The organism is Acidithiobacillus sp. M4-SHS-6, from assembly GCF_047421495.1.
Classification (GTDB): domain Bacteria; phylum Pseudomonadota; class Gammaproteobacteria; order Acidithiobacillales; family Acidithiobacillaceae; genus Acidithiobacillus.
In genome coordinates this window covers 2,796,020-2,810,873 of the sequence record NZ_CP175559.1, presented here as the reverse complement: position 1 = coordinate 2,810,873, position 14,854 = coordinate 2,796,020, and the positions used below count along the sequence as shown (strand labels likewise).

Genomic DNA, 14,854 nt, shown 5'->3' with positions numbered 1-14,854 from the left:
GTCAGAAGAAATAAAGGCTGCATTTGCGGGCTATACTGTATGGGTCAGAGCGGTGACGTACTGAACATCCTGGCTACTGACGCCGTTTTATGGAGGATTGAACACCATGATTAATGACAGTTTTTTGGACGAGCCCCGTGATGTTCCCTCAACGACACCCATGGCAAGGGTGGTGGCCTGGTCTATTTTTCGTAGTCGGGCAGAAGCCAGAAATCTGCTGGATCACGTGCACCTGGCACCAGGGCAGACATTGGTAGGTGGCCACGGTCAGGATAGTGTCGCCCCCTACTGGTGGGTAGGGGTGCAAGTACCGGACATGGGACAGTGGGGGAATGCTTCGGCAGTCAACAAGAAGGGGCGTCTGGGGGATTGATCTCAGGGAAAATGCCGTGCATGGCCTTGACGAGAGTAAGGCGATCCTGATGATTTTCCAGAACCTGTTTCTGGTAGGCGGCGCGTAAGATCTTGCCGAGTCTGGGTCCCGGAGGAATACCCAGAGTCAGCAAGTCTTCACCGCGCAGCAAGGCGCTGGGGAGAGTTTCCCAGAGGCCCAGTTTCTGCCAGATCTGGCGGGCGCTGTCGATGGCCGGGACATCGCTGTGCCCGGCCCCGCGCGCGTCAGCCAGGGCAAGGTCCAGAAGGAGACGGCGATCCGGCACCCGAAGGGCCAGGCGGGCATAAGCCTTGTGGCCTGCCTTGGCGTGGAACAAGGCATGGGGAGCGCCGTGCCAACGGAGCAACGGCAAGATCCGTGACTGCAGTTGGGCGCCTGGAAAGTAGCGACCGAGAAAGATCGTTGCCGGTGCCAGAGTCTGTTCATGGCCGATGGCTCGCCAGACCTGATGGGCGTCACGCCGCGTGCAGCTCACCTTGCCCAGATCATGCAAAAGCGCCGCCAGCATCAGCACGAGGTCTCTGGCGGGCTGGCCTTGGCGCAGCGCGGCCGCCTCAGCCAGTACTTTCCCCGTGTGTATCCAGACATCGCCTTCCGGATGCGCATCCGGGCGCTGGGGAACAGCCTGCAAGGCGGCGATGGCCGGAAAAGCCTGGATACTGCCGGTTTGCGCCAGGGCATCCCAGGCTCTCCGCAGATTGCGCCCGCGCAAGAGCAGCGCCTCCCATTCATTGCGCAATCGCTCGGCAGGAAGTTCTGCCAATGCGATCGCCAGTTTTTGACAGATGCGGACGCTGGCCGCATCCAGATGAAAATCCAGTTGTCCGGCAAAGCGCGCGGCCCGGAAGCTTCTCAGGGGGTCCTCGGCAAAGGTTTCAGGATGCACCACGCGCAGGCGTTTTTCCTGAAGATCGCGGAGGCCGCCGACGGTATCCAGCACCTGTCCAGATTGCCAGTCCCAGGCCAGGGCATTGACCGTAAAGTCACGACGCTGGGCGGCCATGGACCAGGGGAGATGGGGATCGAGGATTCCTCCCCTTTGGGGCAAGGCAATTTCCGCACCGGCGAGCAACCAGACGGCACAGCGACCGCCCACCCGGTGCACAGCAAAGGGCGCGAGGCATTCTTCCAGGCGGGTTTCGCTCAATCCGAAAACTTCCAGATCCCAGTCATGAACGGGGAAACCCAGCAAACTGTCCCGTACCGCCCCACCCACCAGCAAGATTCTGGCGCCCGCACGTTCCAGCGCGGTGAAAACCGGCGCGAGTCTTGGCGGCAGGGCTATGTCCACGGATTTTTGCGCATCTCGTTCAGCAATTCGGCATAGCGTTCGGCCACCACCCGGCGTTTGATTTTCAGGGTGGGGGTGACTTCTCCATGCGCCTCGCTCAGGGCCTCCGGCAACAGGGCAAAACGCCTTACCTGTTCATAGGAGGGGAGATCCTGCAAGGCAGCCGTAATACTTTCCTGAATGGCCTTGCGGAGAATGTTGGCATCAGGATTTACGCCAAAGCGGGTATGGACTTGCTCCGGATTGGGGAAAATCAAGGCACTCAAATAAGGCAGTCGATCCCCAAACACCATGGCCTGACTGATCAGGGGCTGCGCCATCAGGCGCATCTCGATTTTTTGTGGAGGAATGTTTTCACCCGCCGAATTGACGATCAGATCCTTTTTGCGATCATAAATGGTCAGATATCCCTCTTCATCCAGGCTGCCGACATCGCCGGTATGTAACCAGCCTTCGACGAGGGTTTCCCGGGTGGCGCTGTCATTATTCCAGTAGCCGGACATGATGGATGGTCCACGCACCAGTATTTCGCCATCGGCGGCTATGCGTCCCTCCAGATTGGGCAGGAAGCGACCGACGGTTCCAGGGCGGATATGATCCAGAGGATTGGCGGCTATGACTGGGCTGGCTTCGGTCATCCCATAGCCTTCCACGATGGGTAGCCCGATTTTCAGGAAGAATCGGGCAATATCTTCATCCAGCGGCGCTCCACCCGAAACAAAAAAGCGCAGGTGACCTCCCAGTTTCTTGCGTAAGCCAGAGGCGAGTAGGTGGCGGGCGAGGCGACGCTGCCACTGAGGTGCAGGTCGATCATTGGAACTCAATCCAGCGCCGCGCTGCATGAAGCGGCCCACAATGCCCTTGCGCTCTTCAATGCTGCGCCGCACCCGGCTGTACAACAACTGAAAAACCCTGGGTACGGCGACGACAATATCCGGATGGGCAGCTTCCATATCCCGCAGAACGGTATCGGGGCGCTCGGCATAGGCGATTTCCAGTCCCAGCAGATAGGCGCCAAAATGTCCCGTACCCCGCTCAAACACATGGGAGAGTGGCAGAATGGACAAGAGGCGCTGTCCCCGCCGCAAGGGAACCAAAGGCAAAAAACCGGCAATATTGCTGAGAAGGTTGCCGTGACTGAGGATGACGCCCTTGGGCCAGCCGGTGGTCCCGGAAGTGTAGACAATGCTGGCTATCTGATCTCTGTGCAGTTCGGCAAGGCGCTCTGTCCGTTCTTGCCGCTGGGCGGGAGTGTTGCCTTGCTCCAGTTGAACCCAGTGACCAAGCCCGGCATCTTCGGCCGCAGCCGCGTCTCTGAGCAGGATGCGTTCCTGGGAGACGCCCCAACCTTCGCCCCGCATTTTTTCCCACTCCTGCTTGCCCTCCAGCAAGACCAATCCAGGGCCACTGTCTCCCAGAACATAGTGAATTTCCCGAGGACTGAAACTGGGATAGAGCGGAACGGTGATGGCGCCAATGCTGAGAATGGCAAAATCCATGATGGCCCAGTCCATGGAGTTGGGTGCCATCAAGATGACCCTTTCCCCGCGCTTGACACCCAGACGCAGCAGACCTTCGGCGCGCGCCTGGACTTTGGTCTGAAACTGGGCGGCACTGACTTTCTGGAAACCTCCTTGCTGTTGACGTTCCAGGGCAATGCAACCCTGAGGGTCAAGGCTGCAACGCGCGAACAAACCTTCAGGCAGACTCCGCAGCTGACCAAGGTCGGTCAACATCTCAGCGCATGGCCTTTTCGGCTGGCGTCAAGCTGCGTTTGAAACTCTCCATCTGAAACAAACGACCCATGTATTCTTGGGTGGCTTTGGCGGCCGCCGGCAGGCTGATGTCCAGTACCGGCAAGCGCCAGAGCAGGGGCGCAATGGCGCAATCCAGAATGGATAGATCATCACCAAAAAGAAAGCGCTGCTGGGTAAAAATCGCGCTGAGCCCGGCCATGGTGCTGCGGATCTGCTCCTTGGCGGCTTTTCTTTGTTCAGGGCTGTAGCCGGGCTGAAACAGCGGGGCAAACCAGTCCTGATCAAAGCGCAGCAAACCCATGCGTACCTTGGCCCGGGAAATAGGGTCAACGGGAATGAGTGGCGGGTGAGGAAAGCGTTCGTCCAGGTACTCCATGATCAGCACGGATTCGTGAACGGCGAGATCTCGGTCCAGCAGGGTGGGAACCTGATTATAGGCATTGAGATCGGCCAGTTCTTCAGGCTTCTGGGCGAGATCGACTTCGATGGTCTGGTATTCCATGGCTTTTTCTTCCAGGACAAAACGCACGCGATGCGCATACACACAATCTTCGCTGGAATATAATGTCATCAGGGTTTTTTTACTGCTGGGCGTGGCCATAGGTGAACTTCCTTGATCGCAAAGTAGAGTATATCCAGGCATGAAATTCCCGCAGGATTCCATCGGCACCCTGATTATACATGACTGGCGCAATATTTGGGGTATTTCCATGTGTCAACGATTGTCAATATGACTTGTCGAAGTCCGCGGGCCGCTGTAAACTGCCCGACCAGTCGGTAAGTTGTATAGAGACAACAAAATGTTGTAACCTAAACTACAACACATTGGGAGAGCGGTCCTGAGGATCGCATAGGGATAATATTATGATCCGTCAGCGCACGCTTAAGAATATGATTTGGGGTACCGGAATTGGCCTGCACAGTGGCCGCAAGGTCTACTTGGGCCTGCGCCCTGCCCCGATTAACACCGGTATTGTTTTTCATCGCAGTGATATCGAAGGAGGCGCCTGGATCAAGGCCGATCCCTTGCATGTGGTGGATACCCGTCTTTCCACCAATATTGGCGACGGACAAATTCGAGTAGGCACCATTGAACACCTGATGTCCGCCCTGGCGGGCCTGGGTATTGATAATGCCTATATTGATCTGGATGGTCCGGAAGTTCCGATCATGGATGGAAGTGCAGCCCCTTTTGTGTTTTTGATCCAGTGTGCCGGTATTGAAGAGCAAAATGCGCCCAAGCGCTTTATCCGTATTAGCAAACCCTTGCTCGCCGAGGATGCTGACCGGTGGGTGCTCCTGGAGCCTTTTGATGGGTTCAAGGTCAGTTTCACCATTGATTTTGATCACCCCGTAGTAAAAAACGGGGGTCAGGATGTGACCGTGGATTTTTCACGGACTTCCTATCTGAAAGAAGTGGCACGTGCCCGGACTTTTGGGTTTATGCGTGAAGTGGAAACTCTCCGGAAAATGGGTCTGGCTCTGGGCGGCAATCTGGATAATGCGATTGTCGTCGATGATTACCGCATTCTCAATGAAGAAGGCTTGCGTTACACCAATGAATTCGTGCGGCACAAGGTGCTGGATTCCATTGGCGATTTGTATCTTCTGGGACATCCCCTGGTGGGACATTTTTCTGGACACAAGGCCGGCCATGCTCTGAATAACAGCTTGTTACGGGCCTTGCTCAAGCGTCAGGATGCCTGGGAATTTGTCGATTATTCCGAAGGTTCGGCACCCTTCTCTTTTGCCGAAACCTTGGTAGCCTCTCCTGCCTGAGCTTTTTCCAGCGTCGCCGCCAGACGCAGCATGGCGGCGGCAATGGCGGGGGGCATTGCTTTTCCGCTTTCTCTGAGTATGGGTGCGGCTTGAACCGCGTATTTTCCCGCGGGTTTCGACGCCTGGGGCGGCGCGGGGAGCTGGGCCTGCCAAGGCCTGACACTGGACTGGATCTGTTGTACCGGTGTGTCGGGAAAGGTTTTGTTCCAGCTTTTGATCAGTTTTTTTTCATGGCGGCGTAACCAGGTGTGCCAAACCGGGCTTTGGCAAAGCACCTGCAGGGTGTTTTCTGACCAGCCTACCAACCAGGTGCAATCCTGTGCCTCCAGACCGAGCAGGGCATTCCAGGCAGCTTGCCGCTCCCGCAGCTGGCGGGCTTTTTGCAGAATGCTCCCGATATTGCCCGGCTGGCGACAGCCAAATGGGCGCTGTGCGCGCTGTCGTTTATCATTCATGGGCTTTCATGCTAACCTGCACAATATTTTTTACCTAGGTTTGTCTATTCATGTTTGGAACCATCATCCGTCATGTTGTTGGTAGTCGCAATGAGCGTCTGATCAAGAAAGCCCGTGTCGTGGTAGCCAGGATCAACGCGCTGGAAGAGCAATACCAAGCCATGGATGATGCAACCCTCTCGGCGCAGACGGCGGTTTTCAAGGAGCGCATCGCCCAGGGTGAATCTCTGGATGCCATCCTTCCCGAGGCTTTTGCCGTGGTGCGCGAAGCAAGTCGTCGGGTCATGGGCATGCGTCACTATGACGTGCAACTGATTGGCGGTTACATGCTGCACGAAGGCAAAATTGCCGAAATGCGGACGGGTGAAGGCAAGACCCTGGTCGCTACCCTGCCTGCCTACCTCAATGCCTTGCTCGGCAAGGGGGTACACGTCATCACGGTCAATGATTATCTGGCCAGTCGTGATGCCCAATGGGTGGGCAAGATTCACAATTTTCTCGGCCTCAGCGTGGGCACCATCGTTTCCGATCTGGCCACGGAAGACCGCCGTGCGGCCTACGCGGCGGACATTACCTACGGGACCAATAACGAATTCGGCTTCGATTATCTGCGCGACAATATGGCTTTTTCCCCCGCCGACCGGGTACAGCGCGGCTTGCACTATGCCATCATTGACGAGGTGGACTCCATCCTCATCGATGAAGCCCGGACCCCGCTGATCATCAGTGGTCCCACCGAAGAAAATACGGATTTGTATTTCCGCGTGGATAAACTGGTGGGGGAGTTCGTCGTCGAGGAAGACTATACGGTTGACGAAAAAGCCAAGCAGGTCATGCTCACCGAAGAGGGTATCGAAAAAGCCGAGCGGCTGATGGCGGAACATGGTCTGCTCACAGAAGACAATCTCTACGATCTGGCCAACGTCACCCTGGTCCATCATCTGAATCAGGCATTGCGCGCGCATGTCATCTATCATCGCGAAACGGACTACATTGTGCGTGATGGCGAAGTCTGCATTGTCGATGAATTCACCGGGCGCATGATGACCGGGCGGCGCTGGTCGGATGGGTTGCATCAGGCCGTGGAAGCCAAGGAAGGGGTCGAGGTCCAGAATGAAAATCAGACCCTGGCTTCCATTACCTTCCAGAATTATTTCCGGATGTATGAAAAACTGTCGGGTATGACCGGTACGGCGGATACCGAAGCCTTTGAGCTGAACCAGATCTACAATCTGGAAGTGGTGGTCATACCGACCCATAAGCCGGTGCGGCGTCTGGACAGGGCCGATCTCATCTATCGTACCGCCCAGGAAAAATGGACCGCCATTGTCGAGGATATCCGGGATTGCCATCAGCGGGGACAGCCGGTGCTGGTGGGCACCACTTCCATTGAGCACAACGAGTTTTTATCCCATCTGCTCAAGCAGGCCAAAATCCCCCACGAGGTACTGAATGCCAAGCAGCACCAACGGGAAGCGGAAATCATCGCCCAGGCAGGCATTCCCGGTGCCGTGACCATCGCCACCAATATGGCCGGTCGCGGAACCGATATCGTCCTGGGCGGTAATGTTGGCCATCAGGTGGATATGGTGCTGGCGAATCCGGATCTGGACGAGGAAAGTAAAAGCGCGCGTGCCGAAGCCCTGGAAAACGGTTGGCAAGATCTCCATGACCGGGCCGTCGAAGCGGGGGGGCTGCATATCATTGGTACGGAAAGGCATGAATCCCGGCGGGTGGATAATCAGCTGCGTGGCCGTTCCGGTCGTCAGGGAGATCCAGGGACCACGCGTTTTTATCTCAGTCTGGAAGATCCCTTGATGCGGATTTTCGGCAGCGACCGCCTGGGCGGGCTGATGCAGAAGCTGGGCATGAAAGAAGGGGAGGCCATCGAGCATCCCTGGGTGACCAAATCCATTGAGAATGCCCAACGCAAGGTGGAAAGCCGCAACTTCGACATTCGTAAGCAGTTGCTGGAATACGATGATGTGGCGAACGAGCAGCGCAAGATCATCTATCAGCAACGTAACGCCTTTATGGATGCGGATGATATCAGCGAAGAAATCCAGATGCTGCGGGAAGATGTGCTGGACGCCGTGCTGGCCGATTACACCCCTGCCGGGGTCATGGAAGAAGAATGGGATGTACCGGGTCTGGAGTCAGCCTTGTCGCGAATTTTTGGGCTGGAGGCCCCCGTCGCCCAGTGGCTGGAAGATGACAAACGTCTGAATCACGAAGGCCTGCGTACCCGAATCATGGCGATGGTTCGCGCCGCTTATGGGGAAAAAGAGGCTTTGATGGGCAGTGAAATGGCGCGCCATCTTGAAAAGTCCATCATGTTGCAGGTATTGGACAGCCAGTGGAAAGATCATCTGGCGAGTATGGACCATTTGCGCGAGGGCATTCATTTGCGAGGATATGCCCAGAAAAATCCCAAGCAAGAGTATAAAAAGGAATCTCTGGCGATGTTCAACAGCATGCTGGCACGAATGCGTGAAGAGGTCATCAGCACCTTGTCGCGGCTGCATGTCAGTCCAGCCGCTGAGACCATGGATTGGGACACCCTGGCCCAGGTTGCCGCACCCCAGCGTCTGCAGTTTTCCCATCCGGAGTTTGCCACGGAAACGGCTGCCGAAAGCCACGGCATGGCCGCGGTTGCCGGAACGGTTCTGGGGGAAAGCATGGCTGGAACAGCAGGTCAGTCGCCCCTGCTGGGGGAAGAAAAAATTGGCAGAAATCAGCCTTGTCCCTGTGGTTCTGGAAAAAAATACAAGCATTGTCACGGACGTTTGCAATAAGGAAGCGCTATGGCCGTTGGTCTTCTTCCCCCCCACGATTTACTACCCGTAGCCGGACTGCGTCTGGCCGTTGCCGAGGCGCGCGTGCGCTATGCCGGAAGGCGTGATCTCACCCTGATCACCCTGGCGGAAGGCACGGAGGTCGCCGGGGTATTTACCCGCAATCGCTTTTTGGCGGCACCGGTATTGGTGGCCCAACGCCACCTGTCTGCAGGAACCCCTGTTCGGGCGCTGATCATCAATACGGGCAATGCCAATGCCGGTACGGGTGCGTCAGGATTACAGGCGGCCGAGGATTCCTGCCGGACAGTGGCCGCAGCGCTGGGTTGTGCGCCCGAGTCGGTATTGCCTTTTTCCACCGGCGTCATCGGTGAACCCGTGGATCTGGCCGGAAAAATCTCGACAGTTCTACCGACCTTGACGGCGCATCTGGATGAAAAACACTGGGAAATAGCGGCCGCTGCCATCATGACCACGGATACCATTCCCAAGGCTTGTTCCCGGCAAATGGATCTGGATGGTCAGCGGGTGACCATCACCGGCATGGCCAAGGGTTCGGGGATGATTCGCCCGGACATGGCGACCATGCTGGCCTACATCGGGACCGACGCGGCCTTGCAGGGGCCTGCCTTGCAGCAGTGTCTGCAGGACGCCATGGCCCAATCCTTCAACCGGATTACCGTGGATGGCGACACCTCCACCAACGACGCCTGCATCCTCATGGCGACCGGGCGGGTTTTGAGCCCGGCAGTGACGCAGGTGGATGATCCACGTTATGCTCCTTTGTGTGCGGCCATAACGGAAGTGGCGCAGTTTTTGGCCCAGGCCATTGTGCGCGATGGTGAAGGGGCCAGCAAATTCATTCCCATCCACATAGCAGGTGGTCGCACTCAGGAGGAGTGTCTGCGAGTGGCCTATCGCATGGCCCATAGTCCACTGATCAAAACCGCTTTTTTTGCCTCTGACCCGAACTGGGGGCGCTTGCTGGCGGCCATCGGTTCAGCGGGAGTGGATGACCTGGAGGTCGATCAGGTCCAGGTCTGGTTGGGAGATGCCCGCATTGTCCGGGATGGCGCCAGGGATCCCGATTACACGGAGGCTGCGGGCCAAGCGGCGATGGCCCAGGAGGAGATTCCGGTGCGCGTGGATCTGGGACGGGGGCTAGCCACGGCGACCATCTGGACCTGTGATCTTTCCTATGATTACGTGCGTATCAACGCCGATTATCGCAGCTGATGAATGTCGTTCCGGTAGCCACGGGTATTCTGGAGGACGAAAAGGGGCGTCTGCTCATTTCCCTGCGTCCCGAAGGCAAACCCTGGCCGGGCTTCTGGGAATTCCCCGGCGGCAAGGTGGATCCGGGTGAAACACCTGCGGAGGCACTGCAGCGCGAGTTATGGGAGGAAGTCGGGGTTCGCGTGCTGGATGCCAAGCCTTTTCGGACCCTGGATTATACCTATCCCGAGCGGACGGTCCGCCTGCATTTTTACCGGGTCCGGCACTGGGAGGGCGCAGCCTATGGGAAGGAAGGGCAAGAGGTCCGCTGGTTGTATCCCTGGGAAATTCCCGCCTTGGAATGCTTGCCTGCCAATCTGCGCATGACCGCAGCGGTTCTGGAAGAGTCCTTGCCGCATCCCCCGCTCTGTCTGATTGCCGACCCTTATCGTCTGGAACCCGCGATATTTGCCCATGCCTGGCGTCAGGCCCTGAGAGCGGGACTGCAGTGGGTGATCCTGCGCTGTAAAAATCTTCCCGACCCTGCCCTTGCGCCTCTGCTGGAAGCGCTTTGTGCGGAAACCCTGTCCCAGGGCGGTCAGCTCTGGCTCAATCATGCCGATCCTTTGCCGAATTGGCCAAGAACCGGTCGTCATCTGACCCAATCCCAACTGGATGCCGGGTTAAGACCCGAAGAAGCCTTCGGCGTTTCCTGCCATGATGGGGCGGGAGTGCACAAGGCGGCCCAGGCCGGGGCACGTTACGCGCTGCTGTCTCCCCTGTTCCCTACCCCTTCCCATCCGGATACGCCGGCCCTGGGTACGGATGCTTTTGTGCAACTGGTGGAAAGCGCGGCCATTCCCCTGATCGCCCTCGGCGGACTGTCTGCCGAGCGTGTCCCCGCAGCCATGGCTGCCGGCGCCAGCGGCGTTGCCGTGCTTTCCGGGATTCTCGAAGCGCCCGATCCTGGCGTTGCGACCACCGATTTACTGCACTATTGGAGGCCCTGAGTGCCCCGGATTTCCGTCGTCATTCCTCTTTACAACGAAATCGACAATGTGACGCCGCTCTGTGATGCCCTGAGTGTGGCGCTGGCTGGGGCGGATGTGGAAATCATCATAGTCGATGATGGCAGTCGCGATGGCAGCGCTGCGGCCCTGGATCGGGAAGCCGCAGCACGCGGTGATCATTTCAAGATGATCCATCTGCAGAGAAATTTCGGTCAGACAGCCGCCATGCAGGCGGGCATCGATGCGGCCCAGGGCGAAGTCATCGTGACCCTGGATGCGGACCTGCAAAATGATCCCCAGGATATTTTGCCCCTGGCGGAAAGGTTGCTGGCAGAAAACCTGGATGTGGTGGCGGGCTGGCGTAAAAATCGCCAGGATGGGCTGCTGCTGCGCAAGATCCCCTCACGTATTGCCAATCGCTTGATTCGTCGTCTGACCGGGGTGTTTCTGCATGATTATGGTTGTACGCTCAAAGCCTATCGGGCCTCGGTACTCAAGGGAGTGCGTCTGTATGGCGAGATGCACCGTTTCATCCCGGCCTGGCTTTCGACCCTGACTTATACGGACCGAATTGTCGAAGTGCCGGTGCGTCATCATCCCCGGCGGGCGGGTAAGAGTAAATACGGCATATCCCGGACCTTCCGGGTGCTGGTGGACCTGCTCTTCGTCAAATTTTTTCTGGGTTATAGCCAGCGACCCATGCATTTTTTTGGGGTGATCGGTCTTTTTTCCCTGTTTGTCGGCTCGGGGATGCTGATCTACCTGTTTATCGATAAATTTGCCGAAGGCGCAGAAATTTCCGGCCGTCCCATGCTGATCGCCGGTGTCCTGTTCTTCCTGGCGGGACTGCAGTTCCTGAATACCGGCATTGTCGGGGAAATGTTATCCCGGATTTACTTCGAAGGGCAGGGCAAGACGACCTATGTAGTGCGCCGTGCGGTGCATCTGGACTCGCCGCCGGAACCGTAATGCCGATTCCTATTCTGATGTATCACAATATTGCCCAAGCCCCTAAGGGTGTGAAGTTGCGGGGCTTGTACGTTTCTCCCCAACGTTTCCGACGCCAGATGGCCTTGTTGCAGCGTTTTGGTTATCAAGGCCTGTCCATGACCGCTGCTTTGCCCTATTTGCGGGGAGATGTCCAAGGAAAAGTGGTAGCCATCACCTTTGATGATGGCTACCGCGATAATCTGGAAAACGCCTTGCCGGTTTTGCAGGATATCGGCTTTACGGCGACCTGTTACGTGGTCAGCGCGGCGGTTGGTGGTGATAATCGCTGGGACGCCGAACAATTGGGGGTGCATAAGCCCTTGATGTCTGCGGCGGAGTTGCGGCAATGGCAGGAAGCCGGGATGGAAGTGGGAGCGCACAGTCGTCATCACCCCCGCCTGCCCGAACTGCAGGAATCCGCACTGCGGGACGAAATACGGGGGTCCCGAGAGGATCTGGAGTCGCTGCTGGGTGCCCCGGTCACGCAGTTTTGTTACCCATACGGAGCTGCGGGGCGGCGTGAGCAGGATGTCGTCCGGCAGGCTGGATTCCTGGCAGCGGTATCCGTGCGCCGGGCGCGTGTAAGACCAGGGAAAGAAAATCTTTTTGATCTTCCTCGGGTGATGGTGGGAGGGCACCACGGTCCCCATGTGTTTCCCCTGCAAATCTGGACGAAGCATGAGGATCGCCATTGAAAGACAAGCCGCGTATCCTTTGGGTCGGCACCAATCCGGGCGGGGGCGGCACGGAAACCCATATGATCACCCTGTGTTCCGCTTTGGCGGACGTCGGTGCAGAAGTACACGTCTTTGTGCATCCCCAAGGAAAAATTGCCGAGTCCCTCGCGACGAGTCAGGTCGTGCTGCATTTTGGGATATTCCGAAACAGTGCGGATTTGCGTGGGATGCTTGCCCTTGGACGACTTATCCAAAAACTACGCCCGGACCGGATGGTTGGCAGCTTCAGTAAGGAGTACTGGCCGCTGGCTCTGCTCAGTCGCCTGCATGGCTGCCCCCTGGTATTGTTCAGGCATATGGATTTACGCCTCAGGCCCAGTACGCGCTGGCTGCTGTCCCGCTGGCCATTGCGGCTTTTCGCCATCTCCGAATATTTACGTGGCCGCCTGATCGATCAGGGTATTCCGCCGGCGCGGGTGGAAGTGCTCATGAACCCCATTCAACTGCAGGAGTTCCATCGCGACGAACAGGCACGGCAATCCTTTCGTCAGGAATTAGGCGTCAATGATGTGGATTTGCTGGTGGGTTTTGTGGGTGCTTGGCATCGCGGCAAGGGAGTTTTCCTGTTGGCCGATGCCATTGATGCCGCCCATGCGCAAAATCCCCGTGTTCACGGCCTGTGGGTTGGTGGTGGAGCCCATGAAGAAGCATTGCGCGCAAGGTTGGCAAACAAGCCCTGGCACCATGTGCTGGGTTGGAAAAATCCGGTAATGCCTTGGTATAGTGTCATGGATGTCCTGGCCCTCCCGTCCATAGAGCCAGATACTTTTGGCCGGGTCTGCCTGGAGGCACAGGCTTGCGGAACGCCAGTGCTGGGAGCGGATATGGGGGGGATTCCCGAGAGTTTCGCGGTGGATCGTAGCGGTTTGTTATTGCCAACCAAAGGGGAGCGGGGTGGGCGGGACACCATTTTGCGGCTGGTAGCAGACATTCCTTTGCGCCAGCGTTTGGCAGCAGCCGGGCCGGATTACGCCCAGCGCTTTGATGCGGATGTGATTGCCCGCAATTTTTTGGCTATCTTGCTGCCATGACACCAGTGTTCCCACGTCCTATGATAGGGCCTATTGATGCGCCGAGGCTGGAGGAAGGGTCATGCAGGCAAGCATGTTACAGCCTTTATCTGTGAAAAAGTATCTGGAAGCTGAAGAGCATGCCGTTATACGCCATGAGTACGTGGCCCGTCGGGTCCATGCCATGGCTGTGGGGCCAAGCTGCGTGATAACCGGATTGTGGGCAATGGGTATGGGCTGCTCTGGCAAAAGACCCATGGTTGAGCGTAGCTCCTGATGAGACGTCTCTTACCCTTAGAACCGCGACGCATCATCTTGATCAAGGCACACAGTGCAGGGATTGGCGACATCCTGCGTAGCTCTGCGGCCTGGGCGGTGCTCAAAAATCGCTGGCCGAATGTTGAACTGCATCTGGTGTTTTTGACCCGCTGGCCGGGTTATCCGAGCGAGGGATTGATTCAGGAGCATCATCTATTATCTAGCACGCATTTTCTCCCCATGCAAATGGGTCGCTTGTGGGGAATGCGCGGTGTCGGTCCCCGTACTTGGGGGCGTTTACTGCCAGCATTAAGAAAAATTGCTAAACAGGTACAGCCTGATCTGATCATTGATCATGAGCCTTTTGGTTTGGAAACGAGCTTGGTCGCACTTTGGTTGCGTCGACTGAGCAAAGCACCAATTGTTGGGGTCAATCAGGTGCTTGGAAGGGGATTGCTGTATGATTTTTCAGGCCCGAGTTTGCAGGAATACGCACAACAACGGCAATTATCTTGGCCAATGGACTATACCGAACGAGACTTTGCGGCCCTTACCGCGTTGGGACTTTATCGAAAAGGGCAAAAGATAGTGCTCGCCGAGACAGAGTCTGGGCGACTATTTCGTGAACAATTGCAAAGACGGTTGCCAGAAGAAGGGGTGCCGGTGATTGGCCTGAACATAGGCTGTGGGACGCCGGATGCTGAACAGAAACGTCCGGATGTGGATTTGTTGGTCAGTGTCTTTGGAAGGGCACAGCAGGAAGTATCATTTATTTTATTGCTGACGGGATCTCCTGATGAGCGCGATATAAATCTGTCCTTTATCAAAAAGTACCAAGAGCAATGGGGTGATGGGCAGCGCTTGATTGATCTTGCCGGACTTACCACGCTTTCCAGTCTTACCGGCGTCATAGCTCTTTGCGATGGTTTTATTTCCAGTGATTCCGGTCCTTATCACATGGCGGTTGCGCAGGGGATCCCCACCATGGCATTGTTTAACTTTGCCAGTCCAGAGCATTATCATAAAGAAGCATCCATTGTGATGATGAATGGTTTTGATCAATGCTCCCTGGTTAATTTTTTCGGAGATATTAATAATCCGCTGTTGAGAAAAACAACATGGAATGGGTAAGGATTTTGATGGGTTTTTTTATCGTTGGACTG

The 14,854-nt window shown here is 56.8% G+C and carries 13 protein-coding genes; 9 read left to right on the top strand and 4 right to left on the bottom strand.

Annotated elements, in window-relative coordinates; translation table 11 throughout:
- Positions 1-106: 106 nt before the first annotated feature.
- The gene (locus ACJU26_RS14635) at positions 107-373 is read left to right on the top strand and encodes a hypothetical protein (RefSeq protein WP_414040332.1); all 267 of its coding nucleotides are present in this window, start codon (positions 107-109) and stop codon (positions 371-373) included.
- Here ACJU26_RS14635 and ACJU26_RS14630 read toward each other — a convergent pair.
- From ACJU26_RS14630 to ACJU26_RS14620, 3 genes are read right to left on the bottom strand one after another with little or no spacing between them, the layout of a single operon-like run.
- A complete protein-coding gene (locus ACJU26_RS14630; protein WP_414040331.1) occupies positions 345-1,685 on the bottom strand; it encodes a CCA tRNA nucleotidyltransferase in 1,341 nt (446 codons plus the stop codon). The genes ACJU26_RS14635 and ACJU26_RS14630 overlap by 29 nt on opposite strands.
- Positions 1,676-3,421 carry an AMP-dependent synthetase/ligase gene (locus ACJU26_RS14625; RefSeq protein WP_414040330.1) on the bottom strand — a complete coding sequence of 582 codons (1,746 nt, stop codon included), beginning with the start codon at positions 3,419-3,421 and terminating at the stop codon, positions 1,676-1,678. The genes ACJU26_RS14630 and ACJU26_RS14625 overlap by 10 nt, the downstream gene beginning before the upstream one ends.
- Before the next feature lies 1 nt (position 3,422).
- A complete protein-coding gene (locus ACJU26_RS14620) occupies positions 3,423-4,043 on the bottom strand; it encodes a glutathione S-transferase N-terminal domain-containing protein (protein ID WP_414040329.1) in 621 nt (206 codons plus the stop codon).
- Positions 4,044-4,306: 263 nt separating this feature from the next.
- Here ACJU26_RS14620 and lpxC point away from each other — a divergent pair, with 263 nt between their 5' ends.
- A complete protein-coding gene (lpxC, locus tag ACJU26_RS14615; protein ID WP_414040328.1) occupies positions 4,307-5,221 on the top strand; it encodes a UDP-3-O-acyl-N-acetylglucosamine deacetylase in 915 nt (304 codons plus the stop codon).
- On the opposite strand, the gene ACJU26_RS14610 is transcribed toward lpxC, so the two are convergent.
- Positions 5,161-5,676: a DciA family protein gene (locus tag ACJU26_RS14610; protein ID WP_414040327.1), complete on the bottom strand. Its 516-nt coding sequence runs from the start codon at positions 5,674-5,676 to the stop codon at positions 5,161-5,163. The two genes, lpxC and ACJU26_RS14610, sit on opposite strands and share 61 nt — an antisense overlap.
- Before the next feature lie 50 nt (positions 5,677-5,726).
- Here ACJU26_RS14610 and secA point away from each other — a divergent pair, with 50 nt between their 5' ends.
- From secA to ACJU26_RS14575, 7 genes are all read left to right on the top strand, one after another.
- Entirely contained in the window at positions 5,727-8,471 is a 2,745-nt protein-coding gene (gene secA / locus ACJU26_RS14605; RefSeq protein WP_414040326.1) for a preprotein translocase subunit SecA, read from the top strand.
- A 9-nt stretch (positions 8,472-8,480) separates the two neighbouring features.
- On the top strand, positions 8,481-9,707 hold the full coding sequence (gene argJ / locus ACJU26_RS14600) for a bifunctional glutamate N-acetyltransferase/amino-acid acetyltransferase ArgJ (protein ID WP_414040325.1): 1,227 nt from the start codon (positions 8,481-8,483) through the stop codon (positions 9,705-9,707).
- Complete coding sequence (locus ACJU26_RS14595; protein WP_414040324.1) at positions 9,707-10,696, top strand: Nudix family hydrolase; 990 nt, start codon at positions 9,707-9,709, stop codon at positions 10,694-10,696. Before argJ ends, ACJU26_RS14595 begins: the two co-directional genes overlap by 1 nt.
- A complete protein-coding gene (locus ACJU26_RS14590; RefSeq protein ID WP_414040323.1) occupies positions 10,697-11,665 on the top strand; it encodes a glycosyltransferase family 2 protein in 969 nt (322 codons plus the stop codon).
- The gene (locus ACJU26_RS14585) at positions 11,665-12,381 is read left to right on the top strand and encodes a polysaccharide deacetylase family protein (RefSeq protein ID WP_414040322.1); all 717 of its coding nucleotides are present in this window, start codon (positions 11,665-11,667) and stop codon (positions 12,379-12,381) included. Before ACJU26_RS14590 ends, ACJU26_RS14585 begins: the two co-directional genes overlap by 1 nt.
- Positions 12,378-13,454, top strand: a complete 1,077-nt coding sequence (locus ACJU26_RS14580; RefSeq protein WP_414040321.1) for a glycosyltransferase family 4 protein — start codon at positions 12,378-12,380, stop codon at positions 13,452-13,454. Before ACJU26_RS14585 ends, ACJU26_RS14580 begins: the two co-directional genes overlap by 4 nt.
- Positions 13,455-13,748: 294 nt before the next feature.
- A complete protein-coding gene (locus tag ACJU26_RS14575) occupies positions 13,749-14,822 on the top strand; it encodes a glycosyltransferase family 9 protein (RefSeq protein ID WP_414040320.1) in 1,074 nt (357 codons plus the stop codon).
- Positions 14,823-14,854: the final 32 nt, after the last annotated feature.